Source organism: Cystobacter fuscus, from assembly GCF_002305875.1.
In the GTDB taxonomy this organism is placed as follows: Bacteria; Myxococcota; Myxococcia; order Myxococcales; family Myxococcaceae; genus Cystobacter; species Cystobacter fuscus_A.
The window spans coordinates 11,885,043-11,905,233 of record NZ_CP022098.1 but is presented as its reverse complement, the minus strand read 5'-3'; the positions used below and the strand labels follow the sequence as shown (position 1 = coordinate 11,905,233).

General features: G+C 70.1%; 19 protein-coding genes. 9 read left to right on the top strand and 10 right to left on the bottom strand.

The window, feature by feature from the left end; translation table 11 throughout:
- Positions 1–307: 307 nt before the first annotated feature.
- The 4 genes from CYFUS_RS51490 to CYFUS_RS48295 all read left to right on the top strand — a co-directional run bounded on the left by CYFUS_RS51490 (position 308) and on the right by CYFUS_RS48295 (position 6,216).
- Positions 308–1,732: a sensor histidine kinase gene (locus CYFUS_RS51490; RefSeq protein ID WP_157759081.1), complete on the top strand. Its 1,425-nt coding sequence runs from the start codon at positions 308–310 to the stop codon at positions 1,730–1,732.
- Entirely contained in the window at positions 1,729–2,181 is a 453-nt protein-coding gene (locus CYFUS_RS48305; protein ID WP_095991392.1) for a response regulator, read from the top strand. The genes CYFUS_RS51490 and CYFUS_RS48305 overlap by 4 nt, the downstream gene beginning before the upstream one ends.
- Positions 2,178–3,809, top strand: coding sequence for an ATP-binding protein (locus CYFUS_RS48300; protein ID WP_269770188.1), 1,632 nt, complete (start codon positions 2,178–2,180; stop codon positions 3,807–3,809). The genes CYFUS_RS48305 and CYFUS_RS48300 overlap by 4 nt, the downstream gene beginning before the upstream one ends.
- 244 nt (positions 3,810–4,053) lie before the next feature.
- Entirely contained in the window at positions 4,054–6,216 is a 2,163-nt protein-coding gene (locus CYFUS_RS48295; RefSeq protein ID WP_157759080.1) for a sulfatase, read from the top strand.
- A 39-nt stretch (positions 6,217–6,255) separates the two neighbouring features.
- Here the strand turns inward: CYFUS_RS48295 and CYFUS_RS48290 are convergent, their stop codons facing one another.
- Together CYFUS_RS48290 and CYFUS_RS52115 are read right to left on the bottom strand one after the other, a co-directional pair.
- Entirely contained in the window at positions 6,256–6,468 is a 213-nt protein-coding gene (locus CYFUS_RS48290; RefSeq protein ID WP_157759079.1) for a hypothetical protein, read from the bottom strand.
- The gene (locus tag CYFUS_RS52115; RefSeq protein ID WP_198316388.1) at positions 6,419–7,102 is read right to left on the bottom strand and encodes a hypothetical protein; all 684 of its coding nucleotides are present in this window, start codon (positions 7,100–7,102) and stop codon (positions 6,419–6,421) included. The genes CYFUS_RS48290 and CYFUS_RS52115 overlap by 50 nt, the downstream gene beginning before the upstream one ends.
- Positions 7,103–7,167: 65 nt before the next feature.
- Here CYFUS_RS52115 and CYFUS_RS51485 point away from each other — a divergent pair, with 65 nt between their 5' ends.
- From CYFUS_RS51485 to CYFUS_RS48260, 5 genes are all read left to right on the top strand, one after another.
- A complete protein-coding gene (locus CYFUS_RS51485; protein WP_420042671.1) occupies positions 7,168–7,368 on the top strand; it encodes a sensor histidine kinase in 201 nt (66 codons plus the stop codon).
- A 106-nt stretch (positions 7,369–7,474) separates the two neighbouring features.
- Positions 7,475–8,152 carry a PAQR family membrane homeostasis protein TrhA gene (gene trhA / locus CYFUS_RS48275; RefSeq protein WP_198316387.1) on the top strand — a complete coding sequence of 226 codons (678 nt, stop codon included), beginning with the start codon at positions 7,475–7,477 and terminating at the stop codon, positions 8,150–8,152.
- Between the two features lie 198 nt (positions 8,153–8,350).
- Positions 8,351–9,322: a hypothetical protein gene (locus CYFUS_RS48270; RefSeq protein ID WP_095991388.1), complete on the top strand. Its 972-nt coding sequence runs from the start codon at positions 8,351–8,353 to the stop codon at positions 9,320–9,322.
- Positions 9,323–10,105: 783 nt separating this feature from the next.
- Positions 10,106–10,891, top strand: a complete 786-nt coding sequence (locus CYFUS_RS48265) for a hypothetical protein (RefSeq protein ID WP_157759078.1) — start codon at positions 10,106–10,108, stop codon at positions 10,889–10,891.
- A gap of 3 nt (positions 10,892–10,894) precedes the next feature.
- Entirely contained in the window at positions 10,895–11,524 is a 630-nt protein-coding gene (locus CYFUS_RS48260; protein WP_095991386.1) for an ankyrin repeat domain-containing protein, read from the top strand.
- A gap of 83 nt (positions 11,525–11,607) precedes the next feature.
- On the opposite strand, the gene cutA is transcribed toward CYFUS_RS48260, so the two are convergent.
- The 8 genes from cutA to CYFUS_RS48220 all read right to left on the bottom strand — a co-directional run bounded on the left by cutA (position 11,608) and on the right by CYFUS_RS48220 (position 20,189).
- The gene (gene cutA, locus CYFUS_RS48255; RefSeq protein ID WP_095991385.1) at positions 11,608–11,946 is read right to left on the bottom strand and encodes a divalent-cation tolerance protein CutA; all 339 of its coding nucleotides are present in this window, start codon (positions 11,944–11,946) and stop codon (positions 11,608–11,610) included.
- Between the two features lie 16 nt (positions 11,947–11,962).
- Positions 11,963–12,448: a PilZ domain-containing protein gene (locus tag CYFUS_RS48250; protein WP_095991384.1), complete on the bottom strand. Its 486-nt coding sequence runs from the start codon at positions 12,446–12,448 to the stop codon at positions 11,963–11,965.
- 46 nt (positions 12,449–12,494) lie between these two features.
- A complete protein-coding gene (locus tag CYFUS_RS48245) occupies positions 12,495–12,986 on the bottom strand; it encodes a PilZ domain-containing protein (protein WP_095991383.1) in 492 nt (163 codons plus the stop codon).
- 50 nt (positions 12,987–13,036) lie between these two features.
- Positions 13,037–14,440, bottom strand: a complete 1,404-nt coding sequence (locus CYFUS_RS48240; protein ID WP_095991382.1) for a glycoside hydrolase family 1 protein — start codon at positions 14,438–14,440, stop codon at positions 13,037–13,039.
- The gene (locus CYFUS_RS48235) at positions 14,437–15,099 is read right to left on the bottom strand and encodes a hypothetical protein (RefSeq protein ID WP_095991381.1); all 663 of its coding nucleotides are present in this window, start codon (positions 15,097–15,099) and stop codon (positions 14,437–14,439) included. The genes CYFUS_RS48240 and CYFUS_RS48235 overlap by 4 nt, the downstream gene beginning before the upstream one ends.
- A 28-nt stretch (positions 15,100–15,127) precedes the next feature.
- A complete protein-coding gene (locus CYFUS_RS48230) occupies positions 15,128–16,813 on the bottom strand; it encodes an ATP-binding protein (RefSeq protein ID WP_095991380.1) in 1,686 nt (561 codons plus the stop codon).
- Positions 16,814–16,950: 137 nt separating this feature from the next.
- Positions 16,951–18,006 (bottom strand): chemotaxis-specific protein-glutamate methyltransferase CheB, encoded by a 1,056-nt coding sequence (gene cheB, locus CYFUS_RS48225; protein ID WP_095991379.1) that lies wholly within the window; start codon positions 18,004–18,006, stop codon positions 16,951–16,953.
- Complete coding sequence (locus tag CYFUS_RS48220; RefSeq protein WP_095991378.1) at positions 18,003–20,189, bottom strand: hybrid sensor histidine kinase/response regulator; 2,187 nt, start codon at positions 20,187–20,189, stop codon at positions 18,003–18,005. The genes cheB and CYFUS_RS48220 overlap by 4 nt, the downstream gene beginning before the upstream one ends.
- Between the last annotated feature and the right edge of the window lie 2 nt (positions 20,190–20,191).

Here is a 20,191-nt window from a genome sequence, read left to right as displayed (position 1 = left end):
CAGCGTTCCTCCGCTTCTAACATCCTCGGGCGACGTCGTGCTCCAGGCAGGGGGGACCCCCCAGGGAGGGAAATGTCGGATTCTGCTCGACCTGGCACTTTTTCCCCTCGCGCTCTCCGTGGGGCCGAGCGCACCCCGGGTTGAATCCGCCGGGGGTCGGAGGGGTCCGTGGACGGCCGGACCCGGAGCCCGCTCCTCGGAGCCGCCCTCCTGCCGAGCCTCCGTCTTCGTGTCCGGTGCTCCGGGTTGAAGGGCGTCTCCCAGGGGCCAACCTTCACGGGAACGTGTCTTCCACCTTCGCCGAGTGATGCCCGAGACCGCGCCACGCCGTTTCCGACACCTGCTGCTGCGAGCCGTCCTGCTGCCGTTGGGGCTGTTGCTGCTGCTCGCGGGCATCCTCTTGTGGTCGGTGAGCAACCTCATCCGTGCCCAGGAGGATGCACGGCACTCCCAGCAGTCCCTGACCCGGCTGGAGCGGGCGCGCCAGCTTCTCGTCGACCGGGAGACGGGCTTGCGCGGCTACCTCCTCACCGGCAAGCCGGCCTTCCTGGAGCCCTACCAGACGGCCGGGCAGGAGCTTCCCGCGGTGGTCGATGCATTGGAGCGAAGCATGGAGGGCGAGCCTGGACAGCGCGCCTGGATGAAGGAGCTGCGCGAGCGCTGGCGGGATTGGGAGCGGTTCGCCGATGAGGAGTTGTCCCTCTTCCACCAGGGGGGCGACTGGCTGTCGGTGGTGCGCTCGGGCGCGGGCAAGGACCGGATGGATGCGATCCGCGCGACCCTGGATGCCATCGTCGCCGAGACACGCCAGCACGCCTCCCTCCGGGGACTCGAGGCCGAGCGCGCGGGCCGCACCGTGCTCCTCGCCGGAGGGCTGTGGACGCTCGCGGTGGGCGTGCTGCTGGCCTGGTTCAGCCGGCGCCAGCTCATCCTCCTGGCCCGGGAGTACGGCGCCAGCCTCGCCCGGGTGCACGCCCAGGCGGACGCCCTGCGCGCCAGCGAGGCCCGGCTGGAGTCGCGCGTGGCCCAGCGCACCCACGAGCTCACCGTCGCCAACAAGGAGCTGGAGTCCTTCAGCTACTCCGTCTCGCACGACCTGCGCTCCCCGCTGCGCGCCATCGACGGCTTCGCCCAGGCGCTGCTCGAGGACGACGGGCCGCGGCTGTCGCCCGAGGGACTGCGGCTGCTCTCGCGCCTGCAGGGGGCCGCCACGCGCATGGGCCAGCTCATCGACGATCTGTTGCTGCTCTCGCGCGTCACCCGCGCCGAGGTGCAGCGCGAGCCGGTGGACTTGAGCGCGCTCGCCACGAGCGTGCTCCAGGAACTGCGCCAGCGCGAGCCCGCGCGTGACGTGACGTGCTCCCTCCAGCCCGGCCTGGTCGCGCGGGGTGACCCGCGGCTGCTCAGGGTGCTGCTGGAGAACCTGCTGGGCAATGCCTGGAAGTTCACCAGCAAGCGCTCCGGGGCCCACATCGAGTTCTTCTCGGAGATGGTCGACGGCGTGCCCCACTACGTTGTGCGCGACAACGGGGTGGGATTCGACATGGCCTACGCGGGCAAGCTCTTCAGCCCCTTCCAGCGGATGCACAAGCCCTCGGACTTCCCGGGCACGGGCATCGGGTTGGCCACGGTGCAGCGCATCGTCCACCGGCACCGCGGGGACATCTCCGCCCAGGCCACCCGCGGCTCGGGCGCCATCTTGCGCTTCACGCTCCAGGAGGCAGAGGCATGAATGGCTCTCGGTCCATCCTCCTCGTCGAGGACAACCCGGATGACGTCGACCTGACGCGGCGCGCGTTCCAGCGCGCGGGCCTCACCCAGCCGCTCGAGGTGGTGGAGGACGGCGTCGAGGCGCTCGACTACCTCTTCGCGCGCGAGGCCCACGCGCACCGGGCCGGCGCGCCCCTGCCCGCGCTGGTGCTGTTGGATCTCAATCTGCCGCGTCTGGACGGACACGAGGTGCTGCGCCAGATTCGCGCCAACCCGCGCACCCGCTTCCTTCCCGTGGTCATCCTCACCTCCTCGGACGAGGAGAAGGACCTGGTGGAGAGCTACAGCCATGGCTGCAACAGCTACGTGCGCAAGCCGGTGAGCTACAACGAGTTCGTCGAGGCGGCACGTCAGCTCGGCGTCTACTGGCTGATGCTCAACCGCTCGCCGCCCGCGGGGGGGCGTGCATGAGGACACCGCTGCGGGTCCTGATGGTGGAGGACAACCCGGACGACCAGGACCTGGTGGAGCGCGAGCTGCGCCATGGTGGCTACGAGGTGCACACCCACCGGGTGCAGTCGGCCGAGGAGCTGCGCGAGGCGCTCGTGCCCGGGCGCTGGGACATCGTCATCTCCGACTACCGCCTGCCCGGCTTCGATGCGCCCTCCGCGCTCGCCCTCGTGCTCGACAGTGGCCTGGACATCCCCTTCATCGTCGTCTCCGGCAGCGTGGGGGAGAACGAGGGCGTGGAGGTGATGAAGGCCGGCGCGCACGACTACTTCCCCAAGACGAACATCACCCGGCTGCCGGCCGCGGTGGCGCGCGAGGTGGAGCAGGCCCGGTTGCGCCAGGAGCGCGCCTGGGCCGCGAGGGATCGGGATCTGCTGGCTCGCGCCGGCGAGGTGCTGGCGGGCTCGCTGGACTTCCAGTCGACGCTGGATCGGGTGGCGCGCGTGCCGGTGCCAGGACTGGCGGACTGGTGCGCCATCTACCTCCCCGAGGAGGGACGCTACCTGCGCACGGTGGCGCTGGCGCACGAGGATCCCGCGTGGGTGACGCGGGCGTACGAGACGGATCGCCTCTTTCCCATGGACCTGGACGCCCCCTCGGGCCCTCCCCGCGTCTTCCGCACCGGCGAGCCCCTGCTGCTGACGGAGGTGCCCGAGGAGCGCCTGGCCCTGCTGGCGCGCTCTCCGGAGCACCTGCGCCGCATTCTCGCCATGGGGCTGCGCTCCGTCATCCACGTGCCGCTGGTGGGACGCATGGGGACGCTGGGGGTGGTGACGCTCGGCACCACCGGGAGCCGGCCGCGCTTCTGCCAGCGGGACATGCCCGTGGTGCAGGAGCTGGTGCGCCGCGCCGCGCTGACGCTGGAGAACGCGCGCCTGTACCACGAGTCCCAGGAGGCCATCCGCCTGCGTGACGAGTTCCTCGCCGTGGCGTCCCACGAGCTGCGCACCCCGCTCACGTCGCTGGGCCTGCAATTGAGCACGCTGGTGCAGCGGGCGCGGCGCGAGTCCGCCCTGGACATGGTGGAGCGGTTGGAGCGGGGCCTGCGCCAGGTGCGGCGCCTGGGCACGCTGGTGGAGACGCTGCTGGACGTGTCGCGCCTGTCCACCGGCGAGCTGTCCCTGTCGCCCGAGCGGATGGACCTGGGCGAGCTGGTGCGCGAGGTGTTGGAGCGCTTCGAGGCGGAGTCCCAGGCCATGGGCTGCGCGCTGCGGGTGGAGGTGGCCCCGGAGCTCGTCGGCGAGTGGGACCGGATGCGGGTGGATCAGGTGGTGTCCGGACTGCTCGCCAATGCGCTCAAGTTCGGGGCGCGCCATCCGGTGGAGGTGCGGGCGTGGGCGGAGTGCGGGGTGGCGCGAGTGGTGGTGGAGGACCGGGGCATCGGGATTCCGGAGGACCAGCTCGAGCACATCTTCGAGCGCTTCGGACGGGCGGTGTCCTCGCGCTCCTACGGAGGGCTGGGGTTGGGACTGTACGTGGCGCGCCGGGCGGCCGAGGCGCATGGGGGCCGCGTGTGGGCCGAGCGGCGCGAGGGCGGCGGAGCCCGCTTCACCCTGGAGCTGCCCCTGCGGCCCGCCCAGGTGGGTTGAGCTGGGCTCGGGAGGCGCGAGCGGCTTCAAAGCCTGGTGGGCGCGCGGGCCAGAAAGACAACTCAGCCAGCGGTTGCCGCGCCGGGAAAAGCCAATACAGGTGGTTCGCGCTCCTCCCGGTTTTTCTCGTATTTTTGGTTTGACAGAGCAGAGTGCATCGCTCAATGTGTGTCACATCACGGGCATTGTGAGAGCGATGGTTCGGGTCCCCCCACCAGGTCCTTTCGCGAGCCATGACTCCAGCATGAACTCTTCCAATCGTTGCCATCACTCCGGCGACAAGTCACCGGGCGCGTTGCCGCGATGGGGCCTCGCGAACGCCTGTTTCTTCACCGCCGTTTTCGTGGTGAGCAGCGTGATCTTCACCGCGGCCGTGTATGGCATCGACAATGAATTGGCCACCCAGGTGCGCCGGGAGTATCTCCGGGAGCTCGTCTGGGCCAACGTGGCCCTCTTGCCGGGGTACGCGGTGCTCTGCGCCGCGCATACGCTCCTGAGCTGGCCGCTCGAGCGCAGGCGCCTGGCGCGTGGCACGCCTCCTGGAGCGGTCCGCCCGTTCTCCCGCTTCCTCCTCGCGGCGCTCTTCTGGAACCTGGCGCTCTGCTTGTCGAGCTTGGGGCCCATTGCGCTCTCGAGCACGGGCAATCTGGATGCGCTCGTGCGGTCGCTCGACGTCGATCTCTACTGGCTCATCGAGCGTGACCTTCATGTCGCCCTCACGGGCGTCATGCTCCTCCTCGTCCTGCTCACGGCCTACGATGCCGGGTGCTGGGTGGCGCGAAAGGCTTGGCGATGGCCTCGTGCGGCTCTCATGACGGGGGGCCTGGCGGTGGGTCTTCTGGCTTTGGGCACCGCGTGGCCGGCGGGGCGCGGCTCGCCGCTACCCCCCGCGCGGCGGGAGCGGCCCCACATCCTCATCCTGGGCTCGGACGCGCTTCGCGCGGATCACCTCGGCACCTATGGCTATCCCCGCCCCACGTCTCCACATCTCGACCGGCTGGCGCGTGAATCGGTCACCTTCGAACAGCATCATTCCGTGACACCCAGTACCACCGAGTCGTGGACGTCCACCCTGACGGGGCTCTATCCCATCCACACCGGTATCCGTTACATGTTCGTGACCCGCGAGCAGGCGGAGCGCACCTCGGCCCATCCACGCACGCTGCCTCGCATCCTGCGCGAGCGCGGATACAAGACGTTCGTGAGCGGAGACGGTTCCGCGAACAACTTCGCGAGCGTTGACCTCGGCTTCGACCAGACCACCGTCCCCGACGACGAGCGGGTCAGCAGTTTGATCGACGAGCTGCTCGCCACCACGCACCCCCTGCTCACCTACTACCTGGCCAATCCGCTCGGTGCGCGTCTGCTGCCCGCGATGAAGGGCTCCTGCGCGGCGCTCCATCCTGGCCGGATCACCGCGGACTTCCTCGAGGAGTTGGATCGCACGGCGGCCTCGGGCCAGCCCTTCCTGGGGCTGCTCTTCTTGCGCTTCACCCATCCGAACTACGACGTCGGCTACCCCTACAACAAGCGTTTCACCGACGCCGGGTACCGAGGCAAGAGCCGTTTCTCCATGCAGTTCGACCCCGATGATCTCATCCAGGGTCGTCTCGAAGGCTTGTTCCCGCCCGCGGAGCGGCGGCATATCGTCGACCTCTACGACGGCGGAGTCTCCCGGTTCGATGACACCGTGGGGCAGGTCGTCGAGCACCTCGAGCGCACCGGGCTGGCCCATGACACGATCCTCGTCATCACCTCGGATCACGGGGAGGCGCTGTTCCAACCCGACACCGCCCTGGCCGTCGAGAGGAACTTCTTCGGGGGTGATCAGCTCACGCACATCCCCCTCGTGATTCGCATGCCGGACGGGCGCTGGGCGGGAGCGCGGGTCCGAGGGCTCTCTCGCTCCATCGATCTGATGCCGACCCTGCTCGAGCTGAGCGGCGGCCCTGGCCCTTCGCCCGCCGTCGATGGCGTCTCGCTCGTTGGCCTCATCCAGGGCACCCGACCGGGACGTCCCGTCTACGCGGAGACGGGGTTCCAGTTCTATCCGCTCAACCTGCCGGGGGTGGAGCTGCCTCTGCCCGAGCGGGTGGATCGGATGGGATTCTTCGATCCGAGTGACCGTGGCCGGCTCGTGCTGCGGCCCTCGTTCCACGACGCCATCCTCGCGGCGAAGCACCGGATGGTGCGAACGGCGCGATGGAAGCTCATCTACCTGCCCGCGCGACCCGCTCCCGTCTACCAACTGTACGATCTCTCCCGGGATCCCAGTCAGCGCGAGGATCTCTCCGGACGTGGCCTGCCCGTGTTCGGCCGTCTCGCGCGGCACCTCGACCACTGGATGGAGACCGGCGAGGAACTGCCCTGGTCGGATGCCGATGATGCCGCCGGGGCACCGCCCTAGAGTGAGCGCCGCGTTCGCTCCAGACTCCCGGGATGCAGGCTACGCTGCGTCTTCGCCCCAGCGCTGGCGCGCCAGTTCCAGCGTCCGGGCATTCTCGGGAACCTGGCTCAGGAAACGCTCGCGGGCCTCGGGCGCGGAGAGGTCCCCGGCACGTGTGCGCACGGCACGCAGTGCCTCGCGCAGCGCGCTCTCGCCCGCCGTGTCATCCCCCCGCGCGAAGCAGGCTTCCGCCAGCGCCAGGTACATGGGCACCGCATGGACTCCCGAGCCGCCCATCCGCTCCAGTGCTTCCACTCCGAGACTCGCCACCCGCCGGGCCTCCTCCGCCCGCCCCCGCGCGAGCAGGAAGGTGACGAAGTCCCTCCCGGCGAAGAGCAGGTAGGGAGGGAACAGTGCGCAGCCGTTCCTCGACGCCGCAGCCCAGGGCCTCCTGCGTGCACCAGAGTGCCCCCTGCAGGTCGTACTGCTCGAAGAGCCGGGTCGCCGCCTGGGGCAGCACCTGGCGGGCCCCGGCCTCCATTCTCATCAAGCGCGCCTGAAGCACCGCCAGCACCGTCTCCGGGATGGCCTCTCCTCGCCCATCGGCCACCATGCGGATGAGCTCCTCCAGGAAGAGCGCGTTGCCATCGGCCATCTCCACGGTCCGCTGCACGACGGCCTCCGGCACTTGCGAGCCCAACACCTCGCGCACCAACCGCGCCCCCGCCTTGCGGCTCAGGCCCGTGAGCGGCAATCCCTGCAGGCGCCGCGACCACAACCCGGGGAGCTTGACGGTGAGCGCATCGCTCCAATGCAAGTCTTCCAGCACCAGCAGTACCGGCTGGTGCGCACACTCCGCGGAGAGGAAGGCCACCAATGCCCGGCTCACCTGCACGCTCATCAGCATCCCCCCTCCACGATACCGCACAGCCGCCGCAGCGCCTGACCTCGAGGGAGGTCGGCGCGGAGCCTGTGGAGGATGGCCGGCTCGAGCACATCTTCGAGCGCTTCGGACGGGCGGTGTCCTCGCGCTCCTACGGAGGGCTGGGGTTGGGGCTGTACGTGGCGCGCCGGGCGGCCGAGGCACACGGGGGCCGCGTGTGGGCCGAGCGGCGCGAGGGCGGCGGAGCTCGCTTCACGCTGGAGCTGCCCCTGCGGCCTGGAAGGGTGTGATCGCAGTGTGCACGAGGCGGCAGACCCTGGCGCCAGACGTCCGCGTCTGGACAGCAGGCGGCCACGCGCTGACACGGCGGTGACCTGCCAGGAGTACGAACAGGTCATGGAATCCCCCGAGCGCGTCGAGGCCCTCCTTATCGAGGAGGAGGAAGTGAAGCCCCTGCTGCGCGGCGTGTCGCATGCGCTCGCGTTCGTGGCGGCGCTCGCCGGGTGGTTCTTCCTGGCCCAGGCCCCGGCCGAGGGCGCGCGGCACGTGGCCGGCCTGGTGTTCGGCGCCAGCCTGGTGCTGATGTTCGGAGTCAGCGCGACGTACCACTGCCCCAACTGGAGCCCCGTCGTCTACCAGCGCCTCCGACGGTGCGACCATGCGGCCATCTACATGCTCATCGCGGGCACCTTCACGCCCATCGCCGTCCTGGACGAGGCGGGGGGCTGGGGCCCTCGGATGCTCTGGGTGATGTGGAGCGCGGCGCTCACGGGGGCGGGGCTCTCGCTGCTGGGCCACTCCGGGCCGCGAGGGCTGCGCTCCGTGCTCTATATCGTGCTGGGGACGGTGTCGGTCCCGGTGATGCTGCGCCTGCCAGGGGTCATTGGCCCGGTGCGGGTCGGGTGGCTCGTCTTCGGCGCCGTCGTCTATGCCCTGGGCGCCGGGGTCTACGCGCGCAGGTGGCCGGACCCCCGTCCCACCCTCTTTGGCTACCACGAGATCTTCCACCTCATGGTCATCACGGGGGCCTTCGTGCACTACGCCGTCATCCTCGACGTGCTGCGGGGCGGGTGATGACTCCAGACACCAGGTGGTGACTGCCGACACCTCACCGCGCGACGCTCGGGGGCCTGGGGGCCGGAGCGCTCATCCCAGGAGACTCGGTTCCCGAGAGGAGGGGAGCCCGGGCCCTCGCGAGTGGCGGGGGGAGGGACGTTGGCATGCGTCCTGCTTTGTTCGCACGCACTCCCCTTCGGCCCCACGGATTCGTCCATGTCCATCTCGGTCAACCGCTCGCCCTACTCCTCTCCCCTTTGGAGCACCTCCAACAGCAAGCAGGTCTCCTCTCCGGCCGAGAGCGTGGCGCGTCCCCCCGAGCAGCAGCCGGTGAACGACGTGTGGCAGAACTTCCTGTCCGACTCCTTCGAGCAGGGCCCGGGCAACATCGAGCAGCTGACGCAGATGCTGGGCGAGCTCACGCAGTTGCTGAATGAGCTGCAGGGGGGCGACTCATTCGAGGCGCCGCCGGACCTGGCCGCCGGACCCGAAGTGGGTGCCCCCGCGCCCCCCGCGCCCCAGGGGTTCACCGCCTCGAACACGCCCAACAGCCCGGCCAACCCGACGCACCCCACCTACGACAGTGACGCGGGCCCGGGGTTTGGCCCGCCCTCCGCCGGGTCCACCGAGCAGGTGGATCCGAGTACGCCGTGGCTGGCCAAGAACAACGTCGGCTCGCCGTACAACAGCAACATGCAGCTCATCGACCCGGGCCAGAAGGACCAGTTCAAGTACACCAACACGTTCACCAACAACACGAACCAGCCGCAGACCGTCACGCTCTGGAACAAGACAGGCGAGGACGGCGGCCCGAACAGCGGGCAGTACTTCGACAAGAGCACGCCGGTGACGTTCACGCTGCAGCCCGGCCAGTCGCAGACCGTGGCGTTCGACAGCAACAGCAGCGTCGCGTGGTGTGTGTCGAAGGACGGCACGGCGAATCCGGGCGCGAACTCCGGTCAGACCTGGGGCGAGGCGACGTTCGCGAACGCCGGCACGGGCTGGAGCGGTTATGACGTCAGCCAGATTGAACCCGCGGGCCACAATGGCCGCATGTCCATCTCGAACGATGCCACGGGCAAGACGGTGACGGAGGCCAACGCCTGGCAGACGCCCTCGGACAATCCCGCGGGCCTCGACGTGGGCGTCCCCGCCGGCCCGCTGAGCCTGACCACGACCTTCAGCTGAGGAAGCGGCCTCGCGGGGGGAGGGAGGTCTCGGTGGTGAGGTCCGATGGTGTGCCCGTGACCTTCCCAAAAGTGTTGTTACGAGTCCTCGGTTACGAGTCCTCTGACACCTTCCCCGGGACACCTTCCCCGGCAATAACTACTCTGCCCGAATGACATACCGTTTCCTCGTTGGAGTTGTGAATGGAGTCCAGACTGGTATGGAACTGATGTCTCGCCGATAAGAATTCGCCAACGCTAACTATAGGCAAGCGCCGCTCTTCTTGGGCGGTGCTCGCCTGCAAGCGCCGTGATCATCAAGCTATCAAGCACATCAAAAAGCCATCATTCGGCGGCTTGCGGTGTTGTCGAATATGCAGCGGTAACTGGTCAGCACTTCTGGTGAGGAAGTACACGCGCGCCCTACGTCCCGCACTTCAGGTCTCCTCCCCGCCAGGTTCCGTACTCTGGACCCTGGAGCCGTTGCTGTCAGAGCGCCCTTCATACTCCGTACAGTTCCGCCTGGACCCTCCAGGTTCTGAATGGATTGGAGGACGTATTCATGCGTTTTCGAGTGTGCTTCGCACTTCTCTTCTGGGTGTCCGCCTGCGCGAGCGCGCCCGCCTCGCCCTCGATGTCACGCTCCTCCGCCTTCGCCTCGACTCCTCCCTCGCACCCTCGCATCCAGTTCGTCTCCGCGCGGACGGACTCGCGGCAGCCGCCTATTGGAAAGGTGGACCTGGAACAGGCCAGGGCGCTGCTCTTTCAGGCGCGCAATGACCTGGCGCCACGTCAATGGGAATCGTTGAAGGGCAAGCTCACCGCGGCGGAACGGGCCTTCGATCGCTTCTCCCAGACCACGAACGCCAGCGGGCAAGCTGCCGAGGTAGTGAGGGGGGCGGAGAGACTTGCACAGGTGGGCCGCGCCAAGACGTGGGTTGACGTCCTCCCGCGGGTAGGCCCGTTGCTCGTGTTCCTCGTGCTGCTCCACCCCTCCAGCACCGCCGGGCCGGAGATCGACCGTCGCCCGGAGTGGGTTGACGCACAAGGGGAGTACGAGGCCCGTTTGCGGGAACTGGCGGAGGAGTCACGGCGGCTCATGGAGAAACTCGTGCCACAGGATGTAGGGGAGGTCGTGCCTGACTTTGATTCGGACCCGGTTGCGGCGGTCACGGCTCCCACCCCTTGGTGGAAGAAGACCAATCCGGCGACGGGTAGGAACTACACCAGCGCGGAAGAGTACGACCGGGTCCCTCGCCACGCGGCTCAGACCTGCAAGAACAGCCGTCTCGACGAGCTTCAGGAGGAGAAGGATCTGCTCAACCGGTCAGTCCCACTCCTCGCTCCGAGGTCGCCCGGATCATGGAACGAGAAGAAGATGGCCAAGGTGCCGTGCTCTAGGATCCGGCAGCGTCTTGAAGCCCAGAAAAAGCTCCTGGAGAAGCGGTGGCAGATTCAGGAAGAATGCTTTGGAGGCAAGCCCGACCCGAGCCATGAGAACGCAATCACCGAAGTAGAAAAGGCCTTCGCGAATACCAGGAAGCTTGAAGACCAGAATTGCGCCCCTGGTCATCCGATGGCGGAGCTGTGAGCTATGTCGAAAGAACTCTTCGCGGCGATCGAACAGCACGATGCGCCTCGGGTCAAGGCGCTGCTGGCCGGTGGTGCCGATCCGAACGAGCCGCAGGCGCAGTGGCCGGGTTTGCGTCCGCTGCATGTGGCCATCAACGAACTCGCAGAGAGAGGCGGGCTCGACGTGCTCATGGCGCTCCTTGAGCACGGCGCGGACGTCAACGCATGGAACGTCGGGCGGGACGTGACCCCCTTGTTGGTAGCGGTCTTCGAAGGCCAGCAGGCGGCAGTCGAAGCGCTCCTGAAGGCGGGGGCTGATCCCAACGTGCGTAGCAGTGAAGGGGACACGCCGTTGCGGGCGTGCGCGGGCGTGGGCGACCTGGGCATCGCTTCTCTTCTCCTGGGCGCGGGGGCCTCGAGGACGATCAACGAATGGGGCGGGCAGGCCGGATACACTGCGCTCGGGCTTGCGGCATCGCGGCTGGACATCCCGATGATGCGGCGGCTTCTCGACGCGGGCGCCGATCCAGAGGCCCCGGATGAGGACGACCGGCCCGCCCGCGACCGCCTGCCGCCGCGCGATGCATCCGATTCCCAAATATGGGACGTCGCGTTCGAACTGCTCCGGGGATCGTGGGGCCGAAATCCGTAGACTGCCTCGTTGAGTCCGCGAAAAAATGGGTAAGGTCGAAATACGAGTCGTTTGACACCTTCCTCGGTGACACCTTCCTCGGTTCACCGTGAGGTGCGCACGTTGTCGACAATCCATTGCAGGTAGGGCGCGTGGCCGGCCGCCACGTCCAGCCGCAGCACTTCCGGGCACTGGTAGGGGTGCAGCGCCACGACGCGCTCGCGCAGCGCCTCGAAGAGGGGCGCGCGGGACTTGAGCACGAGCAGCGCCTCGGGCTCGTCGTGCACCTTGCCCTCCCAGCGGTAGATGGAGCGCAGGCCGGGCACCACGTTGCCGCACGCCGCCAGCCCCTCCTCCACGAGAGCGCGCGCGAGCTCCGCGGCCTTGTCCGCCGTGGGCGCCGTCACCAGCACGAGGATGGCATCGGTGTGGGTTTCGCTCATGCGCCCCTTCCCGGGCTTACTTGATGCGCTCGAGCGCCAGGTCGAACAGCGTCGACTCCAGGCGCTGCTCTTCCTTCTCCGACAGGCCGAGGATGGAGAACGAGACGCGGTGGGTGCCCAGCTTGCGCTGCGCCGACACCTGCTTCGCGCGGCCCACCACCGGCTCCTGGTTGCCGGGCAGGCGCAGCGTGAACCCGGGCTCCTCGGTCTCGGACGGGGGCTTGTGCATCATCACCGAGAAGCCGCCCACCGACACGTCCAGGGTCACGGCCCGTACGGAGCCCGCGGCGAACGTCAGGTCCACCTGCAGTCCCTGGGCGACGCGGAACATCCGGCGCGCCGAGCGGCTCGCGGGCACGCTCAACCCCTGGGCCGCCGTGAGCGCTCGGGCGAACTGCTCGCGCGCGGCCTGGTAGTGCCGCTGCTCGCTCTCCTCCAGCTGTCCCTGGCGTGCCCGGTGGTGCAGGCGCCGGAAGTGTTCCACCCATTGGTTGGGGCTCATTCCGGGGCTCCGTGGCTTGAGTGGGACAGAGACCGCGAGCCACCGCTCACGGAGGGGTGATACCCACGCGCTCGAGGGCGAAGTCGATGAGGAAGCCCTCGAGCAGATCGCTCTCGCGCTCGGTCAGGTCCAGGAAGGCGAACGAGGCGCGGTGCTTGTCGGCCCGCTGGAACTGGGACACCACGCGCACGGTGCCCGCCAGCGTCGTGCCGTCCGGCAGGTAGAGCAGGGCGCTCGGCCGCTCCTTCACGTCCACCGCGTGCGGCAGCATCACCGAGAAGCCACCCGCCGACAGGTCCAGGGTGTTCGTCCACACGTTGCCGTACGCCATCTGCAATTCCACCGGCAGTTGGTGGGCCACGCGGTAGTGGCGCCGGGCCTCGGCCCCGTCGAGCATCAGGCCCTGCGCGTTGAGCAACGCCCGCGCGAACTGCTCTCGCGCCGCCATGTAGGCGGGCCGCTCCAGCTCCGCGAGCTTTCCCTGCCGCGCCTTGGTGTGGAGTTCGCGGAACTCATCGATGAACTGGATCACGCCCATGGTGTCGCTCCTGTCTCCTCGTTCTTACTGGGATTTTCGCTCTGCCGCCATCAGGGAGTGGGTGTGAGTCCGAGGTGGCGCGCCACGTCGCGAAAGGCTTCCACCGCGGGAGTCGTCTGGCGTGCTTGTCCCCCAGTCCAATCGACCCGGAAAAGGCCGAAGCGGGGCTCGTAGCCCTCGGCCCACTCGAAGTTGTCCAGGAGGCTCCAGTGGAAGTATCCGCGCACCGGCACGCCCTCCGCCACCGCCCGCTCCACCGCGTACAGGTGGCTGCGCAGGAAGTAGGGCCGGCGCTCCCCGGTGCGATCATCCATGCCGTTCTCCGTCACCACCAGCGGCACGCCCAGGTTCGCGTAGCGCTTGAGGAACAGGTAGAGGCCCTCGGGGTAGATCTCCCACCCCAGGTCGTTCGTCTCCCGGCCCTCGGGTACGTATTTGTGGGAGAAGGACGGGGAGAAGTCCTGCCGGATGTGGTCGCGCGTGTAGTAGTTGATGCCGAGGTAGTCGATGGAGCCCTTGAGGCCGGGCACGTCGCGCTCGATGGAGATTTCGCCGGGCACGAGGATGGAGATGTGGCCGGTGCGCAGGGCCTCGGTGACGCTCTGGTTGAAGAAGGAGTCGGTGAGGCCGGTGACCACGGTGTCGGTGGTGGAGCCGGTGGCCGGCTGGAAGACGCGCACGTGGTGGACGAGCCCGATGAGGCTGTTCTTGCCATCGCCGTCGGCGTCCCAGGTGTCGTGCTCGCGCACCTGCTGCGCGGAGCGGGCGTGGGCCTCGAGCAGGCGCGCGAGCACCTCGGCCGCGATGCCCGTGCTCTGCTTGCCCGGGGGCCACACGCCGTCCATGTAGCCGAACACGGCGTAGACGTTGGGCTCGTTGATGGTGCCCCACCAGTCCACGTGCTCGCCGAGTTCCTGGGCCACCTTGCCGGAGAATCGCGCGAAGTCCTCCACGGTGGAGGGGTTTTCCCAGCCGCCCTTGGCCGATACCCAACGCGGCAGGGTGAAGTGGTGGAGTGTCACGTTGGGCTCGATGCCGTTGGCGCGCAGGGCCTGGACCCACTGGCGGTAGCGCGCGAAGGCCGCGTCGTTCCACTTGCCCTCTTCGGGCTCCAGACGGCTCCACTCGACGCCGAAGCGGTAGGCGTTGGCGCCCAGTTGCTTCAAGAGCGCGATGTCCTCGTCGAAGCGGTTCCACGAGTCCGCGGCGGGGCCGGACACGGTGCGATCGCGGATGTGGGGTGAGCCGTCCGGGTAGTGGCCCGTCTCCCAGTCGCTCCAGTCGTTCTGGTTGCCGCCCTCTATCTGGTGGCTGGAGGTGGAGGCGCCCAGGAGGAAGCCACGGGGCAGGCCCTGGCCGATGGGCGCGGCGTTGATGGTGGCGGGATCGAACGAGGGCCGCCCGGAGCAACCCGCGAGGAGGGAGAGGCCCAACAGCAGGGCACGGCGGCTCATGGCAACACTCCAGTGGAGGAAGGGGGACGGGCCGAGAGGCCCACGGTGAGGAAGGCGGACTGGGAACCGGTGAGCTGGAAGAAGAATCCCTCGAGCCGCAGGGCCAGCGTGGAGGTGAGGGGGATGGCGGCCCAGGCGCGCGCGCCCACGGGCAGCACGTAGGCCAGGCCCACCCCCTTCCAGGATGCGCCGAGGTGCGCGGGCACGAGGCCGTGCAGATCCAACAGCCCGGCGTGCAGGTCCACCGGGCCCACGCGGCGCAGGGCTCGAATGGAGGGCAGCACCTGGACGGCGGGCCGCGAGCCGTAGCCGAGGTTCACCACGGGGCCGCCGACGAGGCTCCACAGCTCGCCGGTGTAACCCACACGGGCGGTGAGGGTGAGGCTCGCGCCGGTGCGGCCGGACTGCAGGGGCACGAGAGACAGCAGCGAGCCTTCCAGCGTGAGTCCGCCGAAGAGCACGTGGCCCGAGAGGGCCTGGGCGGTGATCGTGTCCGCCCACGCGTCGCCCGTGCCGATGAGGCCGGAGGAGAGCACGCCCACATCGGCGCGCAGCTGCGAGGGGGCGAGGGCGCGGGGCGCGGGGGCGGTGACGTCATCGCCCGCGGATGCGGAGAAGGGGGCGACGAGCGCCAGGAGCAGGGCAAGCGGGGAGCGCATAGGACGCCCCCACTCTAGCCCGGAGCGCCTAACCCGCCGAATAGACACTCGTGCCGCGGGCGGTGCGGTCGGCCAGGGGCAGGGTGAAGGTGAAGACGCTGCCCTTGCCCCACTCGCTCTGGGCCCAGATGCGGCCGCCATGGGCCTCGACGATGCCCTTGGCGATGTAGAGCCCCAGGCCCGTGCCCCGGCTCTCCGCTTCCTTCGCCTGCCAGTAGCGCTCGAAGATGTGCGGCAGCGCCTCGGGGCGGATGCCGGCGCCGGTGTCGCGCACCCACAGCTGCACCTCTCCGCGCTGCACCCGCGCGCCCACCATCAGCTCGCCCCCCTCCGGGGTGAACTTCACCGCGTTGCCCAACAGGTTGCCGAGCACCTGCAGCACCCGCGTCCGGTCGCAGCGCACCCGCACGTCCTCCTCGGCCAGTTGCATCATGACCTTCAGGCCGCGCGCCTCCGCGAGCGGACGCACGCTCTCGAGCGCCTCGCTCGCCAGCGACGCCACGTCCTGCTCGGACGGCTCCAGCGGCAGCCCGCCCGCCTCGATGCGGCCCCAGTCCAGGAGGTCCGAGATGAGCCGCGCCATGCGCTCGCCCGCCGACTGGATGCGGCTGGCCTGCTTCTGCACCTGCTCGCCACCCGGCTTGCCCTGGGCGCCGCGCATGAGCAGCGCCGAGGCGAGCTGCACCACGCCCAGCGGGTTCTTCAGGTCGTGCGACACCACCGCGAGCAGATCCTCGCGCGCGCGCGTGGCCCGCCGCGACTCGCCCACCAGGCGCGCGTTGTCGATGGCGAGGCTGGCGCGCACGCACAGGTCCTCCACCAGCGCCAGGTCGCTCGGGCCATAGCGGCGCCCCGAGGTGCTGGAGATGAACGTCACCGCGCCCAGCGTGTGCCCGCGCGCCTTGAGCGGGACGATCATGTACGAGCACGCCTGCAGGCGCTGGAGCATCTCCGGGTGCTCGGGCTCGGTGGCGGCCGCGCGTAGGAGCGAGTCCGTCACCGCCGACACCAGCTCCGGCTCGCCCGTGTGCAGCACCCGCAGCACGCCCACCTGCGCCGGCCGACGCTCGAAGCGGGCGCTCATCGCGCGGGCCTGCTCGCCCTGGGTGGGATCCAGGTGGGCCACGGCGGCGCGGGTGACCCACGGGCCCTGCTCCACCGCGTCCACGATGCACCAGTCGGCCAGGTCCGGCACCGCCAGGTGCGCCAGGAGCGTGTACATGCCCTGCGGATCCGGCGCGTGGGAGAAGAGCGTCGTCATCGCCTGGTAGAGGAAGGACTGGCGGCGCTCGGCGGCCTCCACCTCGGCGCGCGCGGCCTGCTCCAGGCCCAGGGCGCGCGCGTACACCGTCTCCGCCTCGGTGAGCGGACGCGCCATCACCAGCAGCCGGGGCGGGGCTCCCTCCTGGCGCATCGCGGTGATGTTGAAGCTGTGGGGCCGGGGACCTCCGGAGGGGCTCGGCCAGACGGCCTGCAGGATGGGCGCGCTGCCTTGCGCCAGGGCGGTGCCGCACGCGGCCTCCAGGCGGGCGCCTTCTTCCAGCAGGGGGGCCAGCCGGGCCCAGGGCTGCCCGAGCAGCAACTCGGGGGGCATGCCGACGACGAGCGCCCCCTTGTCACTGCACGCGAGTACCCGCCCCGTTTCGTCCAGGAGATAGGCCGGATCCGGTTGGGACCTGAATGCCAGTTCGAATCCGGAGGGGGGAGGGCTCATGGTGTCGCCACAACCAGCGAGGGGGGGAGTCTCTTCATTTCACGCCCAAGGAAAGCAGTCCAGGGTGAGAGCGGACTGGCGGGCAGGCGCGCGAAGGTACGTAAGAACGGGGTGTGAAATCCGCAACTCCCCCCGGGCTACTCGCCCTCCGGCATGCCCGCCAGTTCACGGAAGCGGCGGGCGAAGTTGTCCAGGGGCAGCACCTCGTCGGTGACGCCGGCGGACACGGCCACGCCCGGCATGCCGTACACCACGCTGGTGGCCTCGTCCTGGGCCATCACCCAGCCCCCCGTCTCGTGCACCTCGCGCAGGCCATCCAGGCCGTCCTGGCCCATGCCGGTGAGGACGGCGGCGGCGATGCCCGCGCCGTAGACGCGCGAGGCCGAGCGGAACAGCCACGTGCCCGAGGGCCGGAAGCCCCCCACGGGCGCGGCATTGGAGACCTCCACGTGCTTGTCCGGCCGGATGCCCAGGTGGCGATCATCCGGCGCGATGTAGACGACGCCCGGGCGCAGGGGCTCGCCGTCGTCGGCCACCTTCACCTCCAGCTTGCACACGCTGTCGAGCCAGGTGGCCATGCCCTTGCCGAAGCCCAGGGCGATGTGCTGCACCACGAGGATGGGCAGGGGGAAGTGCGAGGGCAGCTCGGAGAGGATGCGGTGCAGCGCCGCGGGGCCCCCGGTGGAGGCGGCGATGACGACCACCTCGGGCTTGCGCCGGCGCGCGGTGACGAGGGGCGCGCGGGTCGTGGGGATGCCATCGCGGCTGGGCCAGTGGCGGATGACCTTCACCTCGGCCATGGCCTTCACCGTGTCGCGCAGCCGCCGCGCCTCGGCCTCGAAGTCCGGCGCCTGGGGTCCCACGAGCTTCTGCAACACCGCGAGCGCCCCGGAGCGCAGCGCCGTCATGGACGTCTGGATGTCGCGCTCCACCAGGGTGCTCACCACCACCACGGGCGTGGGCACCTCCGTCATGATGCGCTTGGTGGCCTCCAGTCCATCCATGTTCGGCATCTGGATGTCCATGGTGACCAGGTCCGGGCGCAGGCGGCGCGTGAGCTCCAGCGCCTCCACGCCATCCTTCGCCTCGCCCACCACGTCGAAGGTGGGGTCCGCGCGCAGGATTTCCACCAGCAGGCGCCGGGCGGTGGGCGAGTCCTCGGCGACGACGACACGGAGCTTGTCGGGCTTCATAGGAGCTGTCTCAGGGTCTCCAGCAGATGGGATTGATCGAACGCGCTCTTGACGAGGTAGGCGCTGGCGCCCACCTGGAGCCCGCGGGTCTTGTCCTCGGGAGAGGAGCGCGCGGTGACGAGTACCACGGGCAGCCGGCCAAAGCGCGGGGAGCCGCGAACCGCCTCGGTGAGGGTGAAGCCGTCCATGCGCGGCATCTCCACGTCGGAGACGAGCGCGTCGGCGCCCTCCGTCTGGAGCCGCTCCCACGCCTCCTGGCCGTCCGAGCACACGAGGACCTCGTAGCCGGCCGCCTCGAGGATGCTCTGCTCCAGGGCGCGCGTGGTCATGGAGTCGTCGGCGAGCAGCACGCGGCGGCGGGCGGTGGGCGCCACGGTGGCGGGGAAGAGGCCCGCGGTGGCGGTGCGGCCCTCGGCGGCGCGCACGAGCGAGGGCGCGTTGAGCAGGGGGGCCAGGCGTCCATCGGGCAGCACGGCGACGCCGGACACGTGGCGCGCGCGGCGGATGCGCGGGCCGAGGCCGCGGATGAGCACCTCCTGCTCGGCCACCACCTCGTCCACGCCCAGCACGGCGTGCACCTCGCCCGAGGAGAGCAGCAGGGCACTGGGGTGCGCGCGCGGCGTGCCCGCGGGCAGGCCCAGCACCTGGGCGAGCGTGGACAGGGGGATGAGCGCCTCGGGTCCGGCCCACAGTTGCCGGCCTTCCACGCGGCGCACGTCCCCGGGCGCCAGGCGCAACAGGCGCTCCACGCTCTCGCCCGCCACGGCGAACGTCTGGCCACTCACCAGCACCAGCAGCACCCGCAGGGTGCTCAGCGTGAGGGGCACGTCCATCACGAAGCGCGTTCCCTGGCCGGGGACGAAGGACACGTCCACGCTGCCGCGCAGCGCCTCCACCTGCGAGCGCACCACGTCCAGTCCCACCCCGCGCCCGGACACCGCCGTCACCGCCTCGGTCGTGGTCAGGCCGGGCATGAAGATGAGCCGCGCGTCGCCCGCGTCGTCCAACACCGGCAGCCCGCGCGCGCGCGCCTTCTCCCGGATGGCGCCCAGGTCCAGTCCCCGCCCGTCGTCCTCCACCACCACCTGCACCCGTCCGCCGCGCAGCCGGGCCGTCAGCTTCACCACGCCTTCCTCGGGCTTGCCCGCCTCGCGCCGCGCGGCCGGGGCTTCCACGCCGTGCGCCACCGCGTTGCGCATCAGGTGCAACAGGGGCTCGCGCAGCCCTTGCAGGAGCGAGCGATCCAGCTCCAGCGCGCCGCCCTGCACCTCCAGCCGCACCTGCTTGCCCGCCGCGCGCGCCAGGTCCCTCGCGCTGCGCTCCAGGCCCGCGCACCCCTCGGCGAAGGGCAGGGTGCGCGCGCGCCGCACCTCCTCGTCCAGTCCACTCGCGGCCTGCATGAGCGTGCGCCGGTCCGCCGCGAGCGCCCGGCCGAGCTGCGCCAGTCGCATCTCCAGCCGCCGCGCCGCCAGGGCCTCCGCGCCGGTGAGGCGCTGGCGCAAATGGGTCAGCTCCTCGCCCACCGCCTCCAGCGTCTCCACCCGGCCCTCGAGCCGCAGGCCCGCCACGCGCAGCTCGCCACTGCGCGCCAGGAGCGCGTCCAGCTTCTGCGCCGACACGCGCACCGGCAGCCCCTCCGCGGCCGGAGCGGAGGACTCCGGCGGGGGTGGCGCCGCGGCGGGGGAAGACGGAGGCGCGGCGGGGGAGGGCGTGGCCGGGGCGGGCGTCGGGAGAGCGGGCTCCGGCGGAGGGGGCACGAGCGCCCGGGCGCGCAGGGACTCGGGGGACTGGGCCGCTGCCTCCAGCCGGGGCAGCAGCTCCTCGAGCGGCGTGCCCTTCAAGTCCTGCTTGGTGGCGAGCCGGCGCCCCGCGTCGTCCAGCGCGTCCGCGGTGGCGAAGCACAGCTCCATCAGCTCCGGGTGGGCCGGGCCCTGGTTGTCCACCGCGGCCAGCACTTCCTCCAGCCGGTGGCACGCCGTCTCGATGAGGCCCACGCTCACCGCGCGCGAGGCGCCCTTCACGCTGTGCACCGTGCGCAACAGGGAGTTCATCAGCTCGCCGGCCCGCGCGGGGGTCGTGGCCTTCTCCAGCGCGAGCAGATCCCGGTTGAGCGCGGCCACGTGCCCCTCGAGCTCCTCGAGGAACGTGGCCATCAGGGCCTGGGCGAGGCGGTCGCGGTCCATCG

What these genes read in the sequence shown, in the direction of transcription:
- CYFUS_RS51490 (WP_157759081.1), top strand. Translation starts at nt 308, where the DNA reads ATGCCCGAGACCGCGCCACGCCGTTTCCGACACCTGCTGCTGCGAGCC.
- CYFUS_RS48305 (WP_095991392.1), top strand. Translation starts at nt 1,729, where the DNA reads ATGAATGGCTCTCGGTCCATCCTCCTCGTCGAGGACAACCCGGATGAC.
- CYFUS_RS48300 (WP_269770188.1), top strand. Translation starts at nt 2,178, where the DNA reads ATGAGGACACCGCTGCGGGTCCTGATGGTGGAGGACAACCCGGACGAC.
- CYFUS_RS48295 (WP_157759080.1), top strand. Translation starts at nt 4,054, where the DNA reads ATGAACTCTTCCAATCGTTGCCATCACTCCGGCGACAAGTCACCGGGC.
- CYFUS_RS52115 (WP_198316388.1), bottom strand. Translation starts at nt 7,102, where the DNA reads ATGCTGATGAGCGTGCAGGTGAGCCGGGCATTGGTGGCCTTCCTCTCC.
- trhA (WP_198316387.1), top strand. Translation starts at nt 7,475, where the DNA reads ATGGAATCCCCCGAGCGCGTCGAGGCCCTCCTTATCGAGGAGGAGGAA.
- CYFUS_RS48270 (WP_095991388.1), top strand. Translation starts at nt 8,351, where the DNA reads ATGTCCATCTCGGTCAACCGCTCGCCCTACTCCTCTCCCCTTTGGAGC.
- CYFUS_RS48260 (WP_095991386.1), top strand. Translation starts at nt 10,895, where the DNA reads ATGTCGAAAGAACTCTTCGCGGCGATCGAACAGCACGATGCGCCTCGG.
- cutA (WP_095991385.1), bottom strand. Translation starts at nt 11,946, where the DNA reads ATGAGCGAAACCCACACCGATGCCATCCTCGTGCTGGTGACGGCGCCC.
- CYFUS_RS48250 (WP_095991384.1), bottom strand. Translation starts at nt 12,448, where the DNA reads ATGAGCCCCAACCAATGGGTGGAACACTTCCGGCGCCTGCACCACCGG.
- CYFUS_RS48245 (WP_095991383.1), bottom strand. Translation starts at nt 12,986, where the DNA reads ATGGGCGTGATCCAGTTCATCGATGAGTTCCGCGAACTCCACACCAAG.
- CYFUS_RS48240 (WP_095991382.1), bottom strand. Translation starts at nt 14,440, where the DNA reads ATGAGCCGCCGTGCCCTGCTGTTGGGCCTCTCCCTCCTCGCGGGTTGC.
- CYFUS_RS48235 (WP_095991381.1), bottom strand. Translation starts at nt 15,099, where the DNA reads ATGCGCTCCCCGCTTGCCCTGCTCCTGGCGCTCGTCGCCCCCTTCTCC.
- CYFUS_RS48230 (WP_095991380.1), bottom strand. Translation starts at nt 16,813, where the DNA reads ATGAGCCCTCCCCCCTCCGGATTCGAACTGGCATTCAGGTCCCAACCG.
- cheB (WP_095991379.1), bottom strand. Translation starts at nt 18,006, where the DNA reads ATGAAGCCCGACAAGCTCCGTGTCGTCGTCGCCGAGGACTCGCCCACC.
- CYFUS_RS48220 (WP_095991378.1), bottom strand. Translation starts at nt 20,189, where the DNA reads ATGGACCGCGACCGCCTCGCCCAGGCCCTGATGGCCACGTTCCTCGAG.